At 73.3% G+C, this 17,108-nt stretch carries 16 protein-coding genes; 6 read left to right on the top strand and 10 right to left on the bottom strand.

From position 1 onward, the window contains the following. Positions 1-66: 66 nt before the first annotated feature. Entirely contained in the window at positions 67-1,113 is a 1,047-nt protein-coding gene (locus tag ABZ915_RS06665; protein WP_361796887.1) for a hypothetical protein, read from the top strand. 35 nt (positions 1,114-1,148) lie between these two features. Here ABZ915_RS06665 and ABZ915_RS06660 read toward each other — a convergent pair whose 3' ends face one another. Beyond that, positions 1,149-2,366, bottom strand: a complete 1,218-nt coding sequence (locus ABZ915_RS06660; protein ID WP_361797728.1) for a glycosyltransferase — start codon at positions 2,364-2,366, stop codon at positions 1,149-1,151. Between the two features lie 160 nt (positions 2,367-2,526). Further along, entirely contained in the window at positions 2,527-3,354 is an 828-nt protein-coding gene (locus ABZ915_RS06655) for an NAD(P)H-binding protein (protein ID WP_361796884.1), read from the bottom strand. A 152-nt stretch (positions 3,355-3,506) separates the two neighbouring features. Here ABZ915_RS06655 and ABZ915_RS06650 point away from each other — a divergent pair, with 152 nt between their 5' ends. Then, on the top strand, positions 3,507-4,052 hold the full coding sequence (locus tag ABZ915_RS06650) for a TetR/AcrR family transcriptional regulator (protein WP_361797725.1): 546 nt from the start codon (positions 3,507-3,509) through the stop codon (positions 4,050-4,052). 4 nt (positions 4,053-4,056) lie between these two features. Here the strand turns inward: ABZ915_RS06650 and ABZ915_RS06645 are convergent, their stop codons facing one another. The 5 genes from ABZ915_RS06645 to ABZ915_RS06625 form a co-directional block, all read right to left on the bottom strand. Then, positions 4,057-5,217, bottom strand: a complete 1,161-nt coding sequence (locus ABZ915_RS06645; protein WP_361796880.1) for a serine hydrolase domain-containing protein — start codon at positions 5,215-5,217, stop codon at positions 4,057-4,059. A 93-nt stretch (positions 5,218-5,310) separates the two neighbouring features. Beyond that, complete coding sequence (locus ABZ915_RS06640; RefSeq protein ID WP_361796877.1) at positions 5,311-7,068, bottom strand: TIGR03767 family metallophosphoesterase; 1,758 nt, start codon at positions 7,066-7,068, stop codon at positions 5,311-5,313. Between the two features lie 247 nt (positions 7,069-7,315). After that, positions 7,316-7,786, bottom strand: a complete 471-nt coding sequence (locus ABZ915_RS06635) for an NUDIX hydrolase (protein ID WP_361796874.1) — start codon at positions 7,784-7,786, stop codon at positions 7,316-7,318. Positions 7,787-7,795: 9 nt separating this feature from the next. Then, positions 7,796-8,683 carry a pyridoxamine 5'-phosphate oxidase family protein gene (locus tag ABZ915_RS06630; protein ID WP_361796871.1) on the bottom strand — a complete coding sequence of 296 codons (888 nt, stop codon included), beginning with the start codon at positions 8,681-8,683 and terminating at the stop codon, positions 7,796-7,798. A gap of 2 nt (positions 8,684-8,685) precedes the next feature. Further along, complete coding sequence (locus ABZ915_RS06625) at positions 8,686-9,132, bottom strand: VOC family protein (RefSeq protein WP_361796868.1); 447 nt, start codon at positions 9,130-9,132, stop codon at positions 8,686-8,688. 107 nt (positions 9,133-9,239) lie between these two features. On the opposite strand from ABZ915_RS06625, the gene ABZ915_RS06620 reads away from it, so the two are divergent. After that, the gene (locus ABZ915_RS06620; protein WP_361796865.1) at positions 9,240-9,776 is read left to right on the top strand and encodes a CGNR zinc finger domain-containing protein; all 537 of its coding nucleotides are present in this window, start codon (positions 9,240-9,242) and stop codon (positions 9,774-9,776) included. Between the two features lie 52 nt (positions 9,777-9,828). Here ABZ915_RS06620 and ABZ915_RS06615 read toward each other — a convergent pair whose 3' ends face one another. Together ABZ915_RS06615 and ABZ915_RS06610 are read right to left on the bottom strand one after the other, a co-directional pair. After that, positions 9,829-10,611 (bottom strand): hypothetical protein, encoded by a 783-nt coding sequence (locus tag ABZ915_RS06615; protein ID WP_361796862.1) that lies wholly within the window; start codon positions 10,609-10,611, stop codon positions 9,829-9,831. A gap of 1 nt (position 10,612) precedes the next feature. Then, complete coding sequence (locus ABZ915_RS06610) at positions 10,613-11,146, bottom strand: sigma-70 family RNA polymerase sigma factor (protein ID WP_361796859.1); 534 nt, start codon at positions 11,144-11,146, stop codon at positions 10,613-10,615. Positions 11,147-11,301: 155 nt separating this feature from the next. Between ABZ915_RS06610 and ABZ915_RS06605 the strand changes: the two genes are divergently transcribed. From ABZ915_RS06605 to ABZ915_RS06595, 3 genes are all read left to right on the top strand, one after another. Continuing rightward, entirely contained in the window at positions 11,302-13,359 is a 2,058-nt protein-coding gene (locus ABZ915_RS06605; protein ID WP_361796856.1) for a TerD family protein, read from the top strand. Positions 13,360-13,478: 119 nt separating this feature from the next. Further along, the gene (locus ABZ915_RS06600) at positions 13,479-14,519 is read left to right on the top strand and encodes an aspartate-semialdehyde dehydrogenase (RefSeq protein WP_361796853.1); all 1,041 of its coding nucleotides are present in this window, start codon (positions 13,479-13,481) and stop codon (positions 14,517-14,519) included. A gap of 42 nt (positions 14,520-14,561) precedes the next feature. Further along, positions 14,562-16,571, top strand: coding sequence for a TerD family protein (locus ABZ915_RS06595; protein WP_361796850.1), 2,010 nt, complete (start codon positions 14,562-14,564; stop codon positions 16,569-16,571). Positions 16,572-16,589: 18 nt separating this feature from the next. Here the strand turns inward: ABZ915_RS06595 and ABZ915_RS06590 are convergent, their stop codons facing one another. Further along, a complete protein-coding gene (locus tag ABZ915_RS06590) occupies positions 16,590-17,075 on the bottom strand; it encodes a DUF1203 domain-containing protein (RefSeq protein ID WP_361796847.1) in 486 nt (161 codons plus the stop codon). Positions 17,076-17,108: the final 33 nt, after the last annotated feature.

Below are 17,108 nucleotides of genomic sequence, written 5' to 3'. Positions count from 1 at the left end.
TCCGCATTTATCGACGAGCTTGTAACAGCGGTTAGAGGAGGGATCGGACCCGGGAATCGGGTCGGCATGACGCACAACACCCCGCTCTCCCCCCGCCCCCTCCGCCACCTCTCCGAGGTGCACCGCCGTGTGATGACCGCGGCCCAGCTCCGCTCCCACGGCGTCACCCCCGCCGAACTGCACGACCAGTGCCGCCCCGGCGGCCCCTGGCAGCAGCTGCTGCCCGGCGTCACCCTGCTCCACCCCGGCCCGCCGACCAGCGAGGAGCGCCTGCACGCTGCCCTGATGTACGCGGCGAAGGAGCCGGCGGCCGGGGCGCCCGGGGTGCCCGAGCAGCCCAGCGCGGAGACCCCGCACCGCCCGGCGTACGCGGACGCGATGATCACGGGCCTGGCCGCCCTGACGCTGCACGGCTTCACGTCGACCCCTCCCCTGCCGTCCCTGGAGCACATCGACGTCCTGGTCCCGCGACTGCGCCGGCTGCGTTCCGTGAGCTACGTCCACGTCGTCCGCGCGGCCGGCCTGCCCGCTCCGCGCCAGGTGACGGGCGTGCCGGTGGCACCGGTGCCGCGGGCGCTCGCGGACGCGGTGGCCGGGCTGACGGACGCGACGGCGGTCCGTCGGCTGCTGACCGAGGCGGTACGCGCGGGCCACTGCGAACCGGCCGCCGTCGTACGGGAGCTGACCCAGGCGAAGCTCCTGACCCGCCCGCACGTGGTGGACGCCGTGGACTCGCTGCTGGCGGAGGGCCGGGCCGTCGCGGAGGGCCGCCTGTACCGGATGGTGCACAAGTACGGCCTCCCCGACCCGGTCTGGAACGTCGACCTCCGCCTCCCCGGCGGCCCCCACCTCGGCGGCCTGGACGCCTACTGGCCCGACCAGGCGGTCGCGGTGGAACTGGACACGCGGGCCCCGCGGCAGGAGGAGGACGCGATGTGGTCCGAGTACGCCCGCAAGCGGGAGCACCTGGAGCGGCTGGGCATCACGGTCGTCCACATCACCCCGAGGAAGCTCCGGGACGCGATGGAACAGCAGGCGACGATCATCCGCACGGCCCTGATGGCGTCGGCGGACCGCGACCCGGCCGCGTATGTCGTGGTCCTGCCCCGGTAGTGGGGTGGAGCGCCCGCTGTCCCCACCCCACCTCACTACCGCTCCCAGGCACCCCCGAGCAGGTCCGGACGGAGTCCGTCGGCCGGCTCGCCGGTGTGGGAGGAGTGGACCCGCTCGAGCAGTGCGGCGTACGCCGCGATCATCCGGGTGCGGCTGAAGCGCTCGCGGCTCCGCAGCAGGGCCGGGGCGAAGCCGGCCCGGCCGGCGACCGCGCCCGACCAGGCCAGGGCGATGGCGTCGGGGTCGGGCGGGGTGACGACGCCGTGGCCGGCGACCAGGGCCGCGCTGTCGCCGATGTCGGTCGTCACGGGGACGGCCCCGCACATCATGCCCTCGATGAGGCAGAGCGGTGCCGCCTCCCCGGAGGAGGAGGTGAGGGCGACCACGTCGGCGGACGCGTACACCGCTTCCATGTCACCGCGCACCCCCAGCAGGCGCACCCGGTCGGTGAGGGACGCGCCCCGCTCCCCGAAGGCGGCCTCGATGTCGGCCGCCAGAGCCGGGTTCCCGGGCGTCATCCCCGCCCCGCACATCAGCACCTGGCCCCCGCCCTCGCGCCCCAGCCAGGCCCGCGCCGCCCGCAGGAAGAGCGGGACGTTCTTCATGGCGGCGTACCGGGCGGCGAAGACGACGACCGGCGCCGTGTCGGGTATGCCGAGTGCCGTGCGCAGGGCCAGCCGCCGGGCCGGGTCCGGCCGGAACCGGAACAGGTCCACCCCGTTGGGGATGACGTGCAGCAGCTCGGCGGGGATCCCGGCGTCCCGGTACGCGGCCCGCGTCGACTCCGCGCAGCACACGCACGCCAAAACCGTGCCGTCGGCGATGGCGGCCTTCAGCTCGTCCAGGGCGCTTCCCTGGTTCTCGGGGTCGGAGCGGTGCAGACAGACCACGACCGGACGGCGGGGCAGCCCGGCCTGGTTCAGGAGCGCCAGCGGCTGCTCCTTGAGGGAGAGGATCACGTCGGCCGCCGCCATCGCCCGAGCCGTATCGGCCAGTTCGAGCCCGCCGAAAACAGCCGGACGATCCTCCGAACCGGTATGACCGCGCCCGAGGGTGCCGACCTCCACCCCGGCCGCCGTCAGCGACCGGTAGCAGGCGTCGTCCTGCATCCGCTGCCGGGTCGCCTCCCGGTGCACCTCGCCATGGATGCTGAGTACCCGGTGGTCCTGGCCGCCTTCCGCCAGCCCCAGCACGACATCGCTGTGCACGATCCGGGCCCCTCCGGAGAAGAAGCCCTCGTAGACCGACAGCACTCGCAGTCCGTGTCCCGTACGCATGCGATCACCCGCCTTGCACATAAATCGAGCCAAACCCGTGAACAGCGGGTCAGCCGATATGAGGCGGTACGGACGTTTCGTACGGATGAACTGGACGTCTCGTAACGAAGTCGGCTCAGTTACACCCCCTCACCGCTCACCGGAACGCCCCGACGTTCCGCGCCGCCCACTGGGCGAAGGTGCGCGGGGCCCGCCCCAGGACTCGCTCCACATCCGGGCTGACCTGCTGCTCCTCCGGCATGGGGGCGCCGAGCAGGGCCAGTGTGCCCGTCACCACCGGCAGTGGCATGAACGCGGCCATCTGCGCCTCGGCCTCCTCCCGCGTCTGCTCCACGAACCGGATCGGCTCGCCGAGCGCCGCCGCGAGGGCATCCGCCCGCTCGCGCGGGGTCGTGGGCGCGGGACCGGTGAGGGTGTAGGTCGCCCCGGCGTGGCCGGGACCCTCCCCGCGGAGGACCGCCGCACCCACCGCCGCCACGTCGTCAGGGTCGACGAAGGGCAGGCCCACATCCCCGAAGGGCGCCGCGGCGGTGCGATGGACGCGTACCGGCTCGGCCCAGGCGAAGGCGTTCGACGCCAGGCCGCCGGAGCGCAGGATCGTCCACTCCAGGCCCGATTCCCGCACGGCCGCCTCGAAGCCGGCCGCGTGCCCGTACACCTGCGGGCGGGTGCCGGCCCCCTGACTGGAGAGCAGCACCAGCCTCCGCACCCCCGCCGCCTTGGCCGCACCCACGATGCCCTGCGGGTCCTCCCCCGCCACCAGCAGGAACACGGCCTCGGCGCCTTCCAGGGCGGGGCGCAGGCCCTCGGCCTCCCCCAGGTCGGCGGCGACCGCCCGCACGCCCGGCGGTACGTCCGCCTCGGTGATCCGGCGGGCCACCCCGGTCACCCGCTCCCCGGCCCCCGACAGCAGCCGCACCAGCGTCCGGCCGACATTGCCCGTCGCACCCGTAACGACGATCATCTGATCCCCCAGCAAGTTAGTTAGCTGACTGACTTATTTCGATGTGATGAACGTAGCACAGACCGCCGCCTAAAGTTAGTCGGGTGACTGACTCACAGAGCGCGGGGCAGAACCCGAGAGTGAAGGCCGCCGGGGCCAAGCGGCGGCGGCTGATGGCCGCCGCGGCCGAGGTGGTGCACCGGCAGGGTGTCGAGCGGACCACGATCGCCGACATCGCCCGCGCCGCCGACGTGCCGACCGGGAACGTCTACTACTACTTCAAGACCAAGGACGACCTCGTCGCGGCCGCGCTCGCCGAGCAGTCCCGCCAACTCGATGTCCTGGTCGACGAGTTGGAGCGACTCCCCGGTCCCCGCGAGCGCCTCGTGGCGCTGGTGCGCGGCTGGGTGGAGCAGCGTGAGCTCGCGGCCCGCTTCGGCTGCCCGACCGGGACGCTGGCCGCGGAACTGGACAAGCGGGCGGAGGGCGGCCTCGACGCCGAGGCCGGGAAGGTCATGCGGCGGCTCCTCGACTGGGTGGCGGGGCAGTTCGGGGAGATGGGCCTGCCCGACCCGGACGGGCTCGCGCTGACGCTGGTGGGCGCGTACCAGGGCATGTCACTGCTGGCCAACGCCCTGCGCGACCCGGAGGTCATGACGAAGGAAGGAGCCCGGCTGATCGACTGGCTGAGCTCCCTCCCCGGCGGAGAAGAGGGCTAGCGGCTCACTTGCCGCAGTACTCCGCGTCGACCACCGCGTCGCTGTCGCCCGTCCAGTCGCCGTTGAAGTTGAAGGCCAGCGAGTGGCGGCCGTCCGCCGTCGTGGACGCCCAGGACGAGGAGCCGTGGATGCCGCCGTCGTGGCCCCAGACGTGTACGCCGCAGGAGAGGGTGGTGTCCATGAGGCCGAGGCCGTAGCGGATGTTGGGGGCTTGGGCGATCTTCACCGTCGTCTTCATCTCCTTCAGCTGCTGAGGCGGGAGGAGGTTGCCGCGCAGGAGGACGCGGTAGAAGCGGGTGAGGTCGGTGGAGTCGGAGATGATCTCGCCCGCGGAGGAGGCGATGGAGGGGTTGAGGCGGGTCACGTCGTACGTGGGGCCCGTCGCCGTCTGCGCCAGCTTGCCGTAGGCGCGGCTGCTCGGCCGCGGCAGGGTGACCCGCGTGCCGGGGACCGACGTGCCCGTCAGCTTGAGCGGGTCGATGATGCGGTGGGTGATCTCCTGGGCGTACGAGTGACCCGTGACGCTCTTGATCACCATGCCGGCCAGGACGTAGTTGGTGTTGGAGTAGTTCCAGGAGGTGCCCGGCGCGAAGTCCGGCTTGTGGCGCATGGCGATGGCCACCAGCTGGCGCGCGGTGAGGGTGTCGTAGCGGTGCTTGAAGAAGCCGTCCTTGAGGAAGTAGGTGCGGCCGAAGTCCTCGTCGGCGGTGTAGTTGAAGATGCCGCTGGTGTGGTTGAGGAGCTGGCGGACGGTGATCGCCCTGCCGTCGTGGCCGTTGCCGTGCACCACGCCCGGCAGCCACTTCTCCACCTTGTCGTCCAGGGACAGGCGGCCCTCCGCCTCCAGCTGGAGCAGGACGGTGGAGACGAAGGTCTTGGTGATGCTGCCGACGCGGTAGCGGTCGTCCGCCGAACGCGGGGCGCCCGTGCGGAGGTTGCCGGTCCCGGCCGTGGTGGACCAGGTGCCGTGGGCGTCCTTCGCCGTGAGGGTCACGCCGGGGACGCCGGCCTCGACCGCCGCCTCGACAGCCTTGCGGGTGGCCGGGTGGCCGGCGGAGCGGCCTGCGGCTTCCCCGGTGGGAGCGGCCGCCAGGGCCGGTCCCGCCAGGGTCGCCGACAGGGCCAGGACGGCCGCCGCTGCGACCAGTACCTTGCGTGCACGCATGTCTTCCCCCATCTGTGCCGTCGAGCTCGGTCGCCGGGAGGGACACTACGCCGCGTGCGGAGGTTGATTCGGGATGGGCCGGTTGAGTGAGTTTCAGCCCTTCCTCAGCACCAGCTCCGTGTTCCGGTCGGCCGGGTCGCCCGCGAGCGTCTTGTTGGCGCCGGGGGCGTTGTAGGAGAGCTCGCGGTAGAGAGCGGCGAGGCCCGTCTGGGAGAGGTCGGTGAAGTCCGTGCGGTGGGGGGCGGCGGACTCGATGAGGGTGGTGAAGACCGAGATCGTGCCGTCCTTGTTGTCCACCAGCTCGATCACGCGGGCCAGCTGGGGGTGGTCGACGTGCGAGGCGGTGGAGATCTCCCAGAAGGAGCGGCCCCCGGACGCGGCGTGCGGGGTGATGACGTTCTTGTGGATGTGCCCGTTCACCCAGGCCAGCACGTTGGTGTGGCTCGCGAGGAGGGAGACGACCTCGGCCCCGTTGTGGCGGCGCTCGCCCGGGTGGGCCGGGTCGGGGCGGGTGTTGGTCATCGTCTTGCTGGTGTGGTGGCTGAAGACGACGGCGTACGAGTCCTTGTTGTCCTTCAGCGTCTTGTCGAGCCACTTCAGCTGGGCGGTGCCGATGGAGCCCTCGTAGTGACCGCCCGCGTCGGTGGTGTCGAGGCTGATGCCGATCACGTCGTCGGAGATGCGGAAGGCGTAGTACTGGGTGCCCGCGTCCACGTTGGCCGAGGAGTAGCCGTGGCCCAGCGGGCCGATGCCCTGGTAGGCCGGGTCCAGGTGGGCCTTGAGGTAGTCGGCCGGGGTGTAGGGGGCGCGCTTCTCGTCCGGGGTGACCGAGCGCATGGACCGGGCGTGGGCCTTGAGGAAGTCCCGGTACTGCACGCCCTTGGGGTCCTTGGCGTTCTTGATGGCGTCCTGGAGCTTCTTGGCGTCCGCGGCGGACACGCTCAGCAGCTTCTTGCCGCCGATGGCCGCCTCGGCGAGGTAGGAGTCGCCGTGCGAGCCGTAGCAGCCGAGCGGCAGGGAGTCGTGGTTGCCGACGGTGGAGTACCAGGGCAGGTTGAGGCCGGGGCTGCGGGCCTCGCGGACGGCGGCGGCCAAGTAGCCCTTGAGGTGCGGGAAGCCGAGTGACTTGTCGTTGTCGCGGAGGGTGGAGTCGGGCTGCCAGTACAGCTTCATACCGCTGTTCTGGGCGCCCTCGTAGTGCCTGGGATCACCGGAGTTGGGGGTGATCCGGCCGCCGGACATCACCTTCATGAACCACTCCAGTTCGGAGTGGGCGTTGTTGTCGGTGTTGTCGCCGGTGGTCATGACGAAGTGGAGCGGGGCGCCGGTGACGGGGGCGCCCCGCAGCGCGTTGACCCGCTCGACGAGCGAGATGGCGCCCTGCACGGTCAGCGCCTCGTGCGGGCGCCAGGCGTGCACGTCGGTGGAGCGCAGGAACTCCAGGCGCAGCGGGTGCTGGACGTCCATCAGGTGCAGGTCGGTGAACTGCACGAACGCCGCGAGCGCCGTACGGCGGTCCGCGCGCCCGGACTTGGGCGTGGCCAGGTCGCCTCTCACGACGCGCTTCCAGCCGGCGCCGTCGCCGAGGCGGCGGTAGCCGGAGCTGTTGCGCGGGGCGGCGACGCTCGCGACGGTCGTCCCCTTGGTGTACGGGGCGAGCGGCGGGGCAGGCGCCTTGCGGGAGTGGGCGACCGGCGCCTGTTCGGACGTCGTGGTGGTGGCGGCCTGGCTGTCGGTCGGGCGCAGGGCGTATCCCACGCCCGCGGACAGCGTCACCGCCCCGGCGGTGGCCAGGACGGTACGGCGGTTGACCCCCAGCGCGGTGCTGGCGACAGAGCGTATGCGCGACATGGCGCGATCTCCCCGAGTGCGAACTGCGTCGGCAGTGGTCGCGGGCGGTCGCTGTAGCGAACATCCCGCTCGCTCTGGATCGTTGGCACCGGGGATGACCTGCGCGTGAACGAGACGGCAACGCGCAGCGCCGATCACCGTACGTGGATCATGGTGTATCTGGCATGGCCACGAAGCGGTCCGCGGGTGGCCGGAGGGCGGTCACTCCGCGTTCATCTGGCGGGGTAGGGGACAGGCCCCGGGGCCGTTACCCGGGCTCCTCCGCCCCGCTCGGCACCCGGCCCGCCGCCGGGCGTTCGCGCCACAGGCGCAGGGCGACGTCGACCAGGCGGACCCGGGTGAGGCCGGGTACCGCGTCCAGGTCCTGCCATGCGGCCAGGTCGGTGGAGCCGTTCACCTCGTTGCGCAGTTCGCCGCCGGCGACGCGGCCCTCGTAGACGATCCGGACGCCGTGGTGGTCGGTCGGGCGGCGCAGGGTCCGGCGGCGGAGGACATGGCGGGAGGAGTCCACGCCGAGGAGGCCGGTCACCTCGATCCGGTAGCCGGTCTCCTCGGTCAGCTCACGGCGGACGGTGTCGTACGGGTCCTCGCCGTGCTCCATGCCGCCGCCGGGCAGGACCCATTCGGGCGTGCCGTCGGGGGCCGGTGAACGGGCGAGCAGGATCTGTCCGTCGCGGACGCACACGGCGTAGGCCGCCACTCTCAACTTTCGGCGCATGACAGGACGTTAGCCTGCCGGGTCCGGGTTGGCCGGTGAGTATTCCGGCGGTGACCAGCGCAGGGGCAGCGCGGACTCGGTCTCCACGGCCTCCGTGAGGGTGAAGCGGACCCGGCGTTCGCCGTCCGTGCCGTGCTCGGTGCGGGCCTCGCCGGTGAGCTGGAGGGTGGTGCCCGTCGTCCAGTCCATCAGGAGCAGGCCGGCCCGGGGGTCGGTGAGGAGGTTGCCGAGGGTGAGGAACATGGAGTTGCCCGGGTAGTCCCGCCAGGTCAGTTCGCGGGACGACGTGGTGCGGACGAAGCCGGGGTTGCCGCCGCGGTGGCTGGTGTCGGCGCCGTGGGGGTGGACGGTGGCGAGGAAGAAGGTGTCGGCCGTCTCGACGAACCGCGCCTGGGCGGTGGACAGTTCGGCGGACCGGCGGGGTGGTCCCGGGACGCGGTCGGGCACGGTCTCGTAGGTCTGCCTCTTCTGGAGGTACTTGGGGCAGTTGGCGAACACCTGGTCCGCCTCGACCGCGAACCCCCGTTCCGTGGGACACAGGCGGCCGTTGAGGCGCATGCGGCGGCGGGTGCGGGGGTCCAGGGCGATGGTGCCGACGGGGGTGCCGGGGGTGGTGAGGGCCGCGGCGAGCGGGTCGGCCGGGGGTGGCCCGCCCGCGACGGACATCCGGTGCGGGCCCGTCGCCCGCACGAAGCCGGGGGTGCCCGCCAGGGGTGTGGCCCAGACCCTGCCGGTCCCCGGGTCCGCCGCGCCCACGATCAGCAGCGGCTGGAGTTCCAGGAAGGCGGCGGCGACCGGTTTGATGCCGGTGCCCATGGCGCGGCCCACGTGGTCGGCGAGCTCGCGGACGCCGACGCGGTCCTGCACGGCTCGGGAGCCCTGGTGGTAGACGGCCATGGCTAGAAGAAACCGCAGGTCGGCGCGGAGGTGTGCGGGGCGGGGGCGCCTTCGAGGCCATGCGGTACGGAGATCTCCAGGCGGGTGCCGTCGGGGTCGTGGAAGAAGATGCCGCCCGAGGCCGCGCCTTCGCGGTGGGCGACCACGCCCTCGTAGGCGAAGTCGACGCCGTGGGCGCTCAGCGCCTGCTGGTACTCCTCGACCCGGGCGAAGGAGTCGGCGGTGAACGCGAGGTGGTGCAGGCCGGCGCGGGCGCGGTCGTACGGGCCCTCGGCCTGCTGCCAGAGGGTGAGGACGGGACTGTCGCCGCCGTCGCCGAGGAACGCGTACCGCCGGCCGTCCTCCTTGCCCTCGGCGAGCAGCGTGAAGCCGAGGACGTCCCGGTAGAAGGCGAGCGAGCGGTCGAGGTCGGTGACGTTCAGGCCGGTGTGGCCGGTGCGCAGGGTCATGGCTGGTCCCCTCAGTCGATCTAACCTGTATAAGGAGATTAAGCAGTTAGAATCGTGTACGTCAACCGGTCACGTACCCTTGAGTGGTTAGCGAAGAAGGAGTGCCGATGCCCGCCGCCCGCGACCCCCGTCCCCTCACCGGTGAGCCCCTCGCGCTCGACCTGCTCAACACGCGCTGGAACCGGGAGGGCGTCACGCAGGACCTGCTCACCGACACCGACGGGCTCGCGGTGTGGCTGGCGGGCAACGGGCTGGAGTACGAGCCCGACGCGCGTACGCTGCGGCACCTCCTCCAGGCCCGGGACGCCCTCAGGGCGGTCGTGGACGGGTCGCCGCAGGAGGGGGCGCCGCTCGTCGACGCCGTGCTGGAACACGGGCGGATCCGGGCCGGGCTCAGCGCGGAGGGGCCGGCCGAGCGGGCCGAGTTCAGGGACGTCTCCTGGGCGCCCGCCTGGCTCGCCGCCCGGAACTACCTGGAACTGCTGACCACCGCGCCGGACCGGATCCGGACCTGCGCGCACGAGACGTGCGTCCTGCACTTCTTCGACACCTCGCGCAACGGCACCCGCCGCTGGTGCTCGATGGCCGCGTGCGGCAACCGCGCGAAGGCGTCCCGTCACTACGCCCGCTCGAAGGAGAGCTGAGCCGCTCAAGCCGAACCGCGGGGCGGGCGTCCTGAGGGCGCCCGCCCGTTCGTCATTCGCAGGCGACGGCGCCGGACGCGGGCAGTGCCTCGGTGATGGCGGCGCGCTCCCGGGCGATCCCGGCGGGATCGGTGATCCACAGGTCCGGGTTCGTGGCCTCCTTCTGGATTCCCGCGAGGACGTGCTGCCCCGGCCGGGAGTCGGGGACGACCGCCCGCTCCACCCGGAAGCTCACCTCTCCCTTGCCCTTCGCGGGGATGTAGGAGCGGGTCACGCGCAGGGTGACGCGGTCCTCGGCGGTGCCGCGGACCGGCTGCACCTTCGTGATGTCGCCCTCGACAAGGAGGCGGGCGCAGGCGAGGTGGGCGGGGCCGCGGGCGCTGCTGCCGGACGGCGCCGACTTGTCGCTCGCGGAGCCGCCCGAGTTCTCGCTGACGCCGTTGTTCGCCGCGACGAGCCAGCCCAGGCCCAGCACGGCGGAGGCGACGGCGGCGGTGACGAGCGCGCCGAAGGAGAGGGTCCGCACGCCGGGGTGGCGGTACCAGCGCTCTCTGGGCGGGGCGGGTGCCGGTGCCGGGCGGGGGTGGGGGTGGGGCGTCGGGCCGGCCAGCGTGTCACCGATGATCCCCAACTGCTTCCGCAGCAGGGCCACATCGGCCGCCGCGGCCCGGTGTTCGGCCATGAAGGCGGCGTCCGCGCGGGCCTCGTCGGGCAGCGGCTCGTCGGCGAGCACGGCCAGCAACGCGTCCAGCTCGTCGCGGCCGTCAGAGCCGTCAGAGCCCTCGTAGCCGTCGCGGCCGTCGTAGCCGTCGTAGCCGTCGTGTTCGGCGGTCACGTCACACCACCTCGTCCTCGTGCAGGCGGGCGCGCAGGGCGCGTACCGCCGTGTGCAGCCTGCTCTTGACCGTGCCCTCGGGGATGCCGAGTTCCTCGGCGATCCCGCGCACCGGCAGGTCGGCGTAGAAGCGCAGGACGAGGATCTGGCGCTGGGCGTCGGGCAGTTCGTCCAGGCCCCGGGCGACGGCGAGGGAGAGCAGGCTGGTGTCCTCGCCGGAGGGGTGGTCGGCCTGCCGGAGCGCGGCCAGGCGCTCGCCGAGCCGTTCCTGGCGGCGCTTGGCTCTGTGCCAGTCCATGGCGAGGTTGGAGGCGACCACCGCCGCCCACGCGGACACGTCGCGCGGCGCCTCCTGCCCGCCCGCGGCCCGCTCCAGCAGCCGCAGGCGGACCTGCTGCACCCCGTCCGGCAGGTCCGCCTGCGGTACCCCGCCCAGCGCGAGCACCGCCCGCACCCGGCGTTCCTGTGCCGCGTCCAGCGGGTCGCTCCCTGCGTGGTCCGCCCCCTGGCCGCGGCGGGCCTTTCTGCGCAGCACAGCCGCTCCTCCCCTCGCCGCGTTTCCCCTATGACGCCGGAGCGGTGGGAAACGTTCGGCGCTCCGGCCGGCGATTTCCGGCGCTCTCCGGAGCCCACCCGTCCACTTGATCGACCCATCGACTTCACGCCGCCTCCGCTGTCACGATGAGCGCCATGACGCACATCACCAAAGGAGCGAACACCCCTGTCCCGGCAGCCCCGCTGCGGGTCACGGTCTGCCGCCGGAACGTCCCCGGGGCTCCGGTCGTGGACGCCTCGGCGCTGCTGCTCGACGCGGCGGGCAAGGTCCGCGGCGACGCCGACCTGGTCTTCTACAACCAGCCCGCGCACCCGTCGGGGGCGGTACGGCACACGGGGGCGGCCGAGGGCGGCGGGATGCTCGCCGAATGGCTGGAGGTGGACCTGCCGCGCGTCGAGCCCGGAATCCAGCGGGTGCTGATCGCCGGTTCCTGCGACGGCGGGGTGTTCGGGCAGGTGCCGGGGCTGTACGTGCGGGCGCTGGCCGCGGACGGCACGGTGGTGGCGCACTACGAGGTGACCGACGCGTCGAGTGAGACCGCGTTCGTGCTCGGGGAGTTCTACCGGCGCGACGGGCAGTGGAAGTTCCGGGCGGTCGGGCAGGGGTACGCCTCCGGGCTCGCCGGGCTGGCGACGGACTTCGGGATCGCGGTGGAGGAACCGGCGCCGCCGCCGGCGGCGGTCGTGCAGGACGCGGTGCGGGACGCCGTACCGGTCGTACAGGACGCCGTACCGGTCGTACGCGACGCCGTGCCGGACGTACAGGACGCCGTCCCGTACTCCTTCGGGCCCGACTTCCAGCCCTACGTCCAGCGCGGGCGCGGCAACGGCGTGGTCTCCGTGGACGTGCCCCTCCCGCCGGGCCCGGTGATCGTCGAGGCCCGTCACGAGGGCGAGGGCTACTTCTGCACCCACACCCTCGACCGGCGCAACAAGGAAGACGACCTCCTCTTCAACACCACCCTGCCCGGCTTCCACGGCCGGGCCCTCGTCCGGCCCCCGGAGGGCCGGGCACTGCGGCTGAAGGTCGAGGCCGACAACGGCTGGACGGTGCTGGTGCAGCCGCTGTCGGTGGCCCGCCGGCTCGGTACCGCTCCGCTCGACGGCCGCGGCCCCGAGGTCGTCGTCTACGCCGGCACCGCGGCCGACCTCGACGTGGAGTTCGCGGGCGACGCGGACGGCGGCGGCTACTTCGGGATCACCTCCCACGAAGCGGCGAGCCTCGCCGATCCGGACGCCTACGACCTGCTCGTCAACGACACCGGCCGGCTCCGCCAGACCGCCCCGCTGCCCGACGGCCCCCTGCTGCTCCTGCTGGAGGCCGACGGCGACTGGCGGCTGACCGCCCGGCCCCTGCCCGTCCAGGACCAGGCCGCCGCGCAGGCCGCCGGCCTGTGGACGGGCCGCGGGACGAAAACCGTCACCCTCGTCAATCCCTCCCCGGGGCGGCCCGCGCTGCTGGAGTACGCGATCAGCGGTGACGGCGGGCTGTTCGGGGCCGAGGTGAAACTGGTCGACGAGTACGACGACGAGGAGGACTTCCTCAAGGGCAGCCAGCACGGCGAGCACGGTCGCACCCTGCTGTTCCGCAAGGGCGAGGGCGAGGTGCGGCTGCGGCTGGAGCGCGCGGGCGACTGGAGCCTCAGGCTGCTGCCGGTCGAGGAGGCGCCCGCGCTGACCGGCCCGGCGGAGGGCACCGGCAGCGCGGTCCTCCGGTACGACGGCCCGCCCGCGCTGCTCGGACTGCGCCGCACCACCGGCGACGACGGCAGCCTGTTCGCCCGTACCGTCCAGACCGACGGCCGGACGGCGTTCTGCGCCGACACACGGGGGCGGCGACGCCCGGTGACCGGCTCGTTGTGGGTGTCCGAGGCGGGCTACTGCTACGTGCAGATCCTCGCCGCCGACCGCACCGGCTGGCGGATCGAACCGGCCGGCCTCGCCACCGTGCCGGTGCTCGGGAAGCGCGCCGAGGGCCAGGGGTGTGGAGTCGTACGTCACACCGGGCCCGAAACCGAGGTGATGGTCACGTACGAGTCGAGCGGCACACTCGACCTGCCGGTGCTGTGGGAACTGGACGAACGGCTGGAGCCCGTGCGCCGGATCAGCACGGCTTCCGGTCTTCAGCCGCTTCCGAGAGGATTTCTCCAGATCAGGGGAGGTGGCCGGTGGACCCTGGAACCGAGGGGCTGATCCGGTGTGCCGTCTCGTAACCCGGGCAAAGGATTGGACATGCGGGCCGGGGTGCCCCGCATGATGGAAAGGTCCCGGCCACACAGGGGACGCACGCCAGCCACGGAGAAGGAGTCGCAGTGAGGGTCGGAATCGTCGGAGCCACCGGTCAGGTCGGCACGGTCATGCGCAGGATCCTCGCGGAGCGTGACTTCCCCGTCACCGAGCTGCGGCTGTTCGCCTCGGCCCGCTCGGCCGGGACCGTGCTGGACGGGGTGACGGTGGAGGACGCGGCGACCGCCGACTACACCGGGCTCGACATCGTGCTGTTCTCCGCGGGCGGCGCGACCTCCCGGGCACTGGCCGAGAAGGTCGCCGCCCAGGGCGCCGTGGTGATCGACAACTCCTCGGCGTGGCGCAAGGACCCCGAGGTGCCGCTGGTGGTGTCCGAGGTGAACCCGCACGCGGCCGTGAACCGGCCCAAGGGGATCATCGCCAACCCGAACTGCACCACGATGGCCGCCATGCCGGTGCTGAAGCCGCTGCACGAGGAGGCGGGCCTCGAAGCGCTGGTCGTCGCCACCTACCAGGCGGTGTCCGGTTCGGGCCTCGCGGGCGTGGCGGAGCTGCACGGGCAGGCGCAGAAGGTGGCCGCCGACGCGGACAAGCTCACCCACGACGGCGAGGCGCTCGACTTCCCCGAGCCGCAGGTCTACAAGCGCCCCATCGCGTTCAACGTGCTGCCGCTGGCCGGCAACCTGGTCGACGACGGCCTGAACGAGACCGACGAGGAGCAGAAGCTCCGCAACGAGTCCCGCAAGATCCTGGAGATCCCCGCGCTGAAGGTCTCCGGCACCTGTGTGCGCGTCCCGGTCTTCTCCGGCCACTCCCTCCAGGTCAACGCCCGCTTCGCCCGCCCGATCAGCGTCGAGCGCGCGACCGAGCTGCTGGCCGGCGCCCCGGGTGTCGCCCTCACCGACATCCCGACGCCGCTCGAGGCGGCCGGCAAGGACGCGTCGTACGTCGGCCGCATCCGCGGCGACGAGACGGTGGAGAACGGCCTGGCCCTGTTCGTCTCCAACGACAACCTCCGCAAGGGCGCGGCCCTGAACGCCGTGCAGATCGCGGAGCTGGTGGCGGCGGAGCTGTCCTCCGCCAAGAAGGACGTGGCACCCGAGTAGGACATCCCGCCCGCTCAGCGTGTACGTGACACGCTGACCGGTATGACGCGGACAGCCAAGGGTGCCAACCTGCCCGTACCCGCCGAGCCGGTGCGGATCGCCGTGTGCCGGCGCAACGCCCCCGGCGTGCCGGTGGTCGACGTCTCCGCCCTCCTGCTCGACGCGGGCGGGCGGGTGCGCGGCGACACCGACCTGGTCTTCTACAACCAGCCCGCCCACCCCAGCGGTGCCGTGCGCCACCTGGGCGCCTCGGCGGACGACGGCGGGCCGGTGCGCGCCGACTGGCTGTGGCTGGATCTGGCGGCCGTGGAGCCGGCGGTGGACCGCGTGGTGATCGCCGCCTCCGCGGACGGCGGCACGTTCGGTCAGGTGCCGGGGCTGGAGATCCGGGTCACGCTGATGTCCGAGGCGCCGGTGGCGTACTACGCGGTGGCCGACGCGTCGGCCGAGACGGCGTTCGTGCTCGGCGAGTTCTACCGGCGCGACGGCGGATGGAAGTTCCGCGCGGTGGGCCAGGGGTACGCCTCCGGGCTGGCCGGGCTGGCCACGGACTTCGGGATCGAGGTCGAACCGGAGGGCGAGGGCGAGGGGCACGGCTCGGGTCAACCGGATCCCGGGCCGGACGGTCCGGCGGTGTACGGCCCGGCGGTGTACGGCCCGTCCGGCTTCCGGCCGTACGAGACCAAGGGCAGCGGCGCGCGGACCCTCACGGTGCCCGACCGGGTGCCGCCGGGTCCGGTGCTGCTGGAGGTGGGGCGCGAGGACCGGGACGGATACGTCGAGGTGGGCCTGGAGGACGGGCCGCCGCTGTGGCGTTCGGAGCGGCCGATGCTCCGGGGCCGGTTCGTGGTCCGCGTGCCCGAGGGGCGGCGGCTGCGCCTCGCCGTGAAGGGGACGGGCCGCTGGACGCTGAGCGTGCTCCCGCTGGGCGCGGCCGAGCCGCTGACCGGCCGGGCGAGCGGCCACGGCCCCGACGTGCTGCGCTACGAGGGCCCGGCGGGTGAGCTGCGCTACCGGCTCGACGCGAGCCGGCAGGCCGACCGGGACTTCTCGCTCGCGGCCGCCTTCCCGGGGGACGACCCGCTCGCGCCCCGGCAGGCCCCCGCGCCGACGCCGGCGCCGGCCGGAGACGCCGGGGACACAGCTCAGGGCTCGGTGGCCGCCCCGGGTCCGTGCCTGCTCCAGGTCCGGGCGGCGGCCTTCTGGTCGCTCACCTCGCCCTCGTCCGACGAGGTCCTGGCGGAGTACTGGTCCACCGTCCGGACCCGCCGCGCCCCGCTGGAGGTGGTGAACCCGACGCCCGGCGCGCCGGTGGTCCTGGAGTACGACCTCGTGCCGAACTCCCCCGTCGGCTGGTTCGAGGCGTACGAGAGCGACGCCGGCGGTGCCGAGCGCCCGCTGCCGCTCCCGCCCGGCTCCGGGGCCCGCGGCCGTGCCCTGCTCTTCGCCGACGGCAGGGCCGCGACCCGGATCCGGTTCAAGGGCCTGGCCCGCTGGTCGCTGCGGCTGCTGCCGCTGTCCTCGGCGCGGGTCCTCGCCGACGGCGTCGAGGGCCGGGGCACGGAGGTCCTGGCGCACCGGGGGGACCCCGTCCTGCTCGCCCTCACCTCCCCGGCGCGCCGGGCCGGCTTCCACCAGGTGCAGGCGGGCCCCCTCGACGCGCTGTCCCCGGCCGTGGTGCTGGCCCAGACGGGTGGCGAGGGCGGCCGGGGCCCCGTCCAGGCCCGCCCCGGAGCGGTCACCTGGGTCAGTGTCGGCACCCGCGACGGCCAGCCGTGGGTGCTGGGAGTGACCGGCGTGGACGAGGCACGCGCCTTTGACTCCGAGATCGCGGGCGAGGGCCACGACGTGATCCACTACACCGGCCGTCCCGGCGACGCCCGCCTGGAGTGCGGCGAGGAGGCGGCCGGGGAGTCGGTCGACCTGTGGCTCCTCGACAAGAACCTGGCCCCGGACCGCCGCCTCGCCTCCGGGCGCGGCCGTCACCCCCTCGAACCGGGCCTGATCCAGGTACGCGGCCGCTCCCGCTGGACCCTGACCGTGGGCGGCTGACGGCGCGGACGAGGGCCCTCAGGGCCGGCGCACCTCGTACAGGAAGCACCCGTACTCCACCGCCCGCACATGGACGAGGGCCACCGCGGGGTCGGCGAAGGCCTCCGCGAAGGCCGCGTCGAACCCCTCGGGGCCCGCGGGGTCCTCGACGAGCCGTCCGCCCAGGATGTGCCCGTCGGCGGAGTAGCGGCGCACCGTGCGGCGGGCGTTGGCGAAGGGGTGGCCGTCGCCGTCCGGGCCGGGGCATTCATCCGCGTGGACGAAGACCGGGCCCTGTTCGTCGTAGGCGCCCGGGTCGGCGCCGTGCTCCGCGGCCCAGCGGCGCAGGGGCGCGTAGGAGACGAGCGCGATCCGTTCGCCGGGGGTGCTGCGGCGCAGGCAGCAGCGCAGCGGGGAGCCACCCTCCTCGTCGGTCACGGGAACCGTTCGCCGCCCGGCGTCGTCGGCACCGCGGAGCTCCTTCAGGGCCCGCGGGTCGACGGGGCGTGCCGTGTAGGTCGTCATGGGCCCAGGCTGGCGCGATTCCGCGCCACCCAC

The sequence above is a fragment of the Streptomyces sp. NPDC046915 genome (assembly GCF_040644935.1).
Taxonomy (GTDB): domain Bacteria; phylum Actinomycetota; class Actinomycetes; order Streptomycetales; family Streptomycetaceae; genus Streptomyces.
The sequence above is the reverse complement of the archived record's forward strand: the minus strand, read 5'-3'. Positions and strand labels throughout refer to the sequence as shown.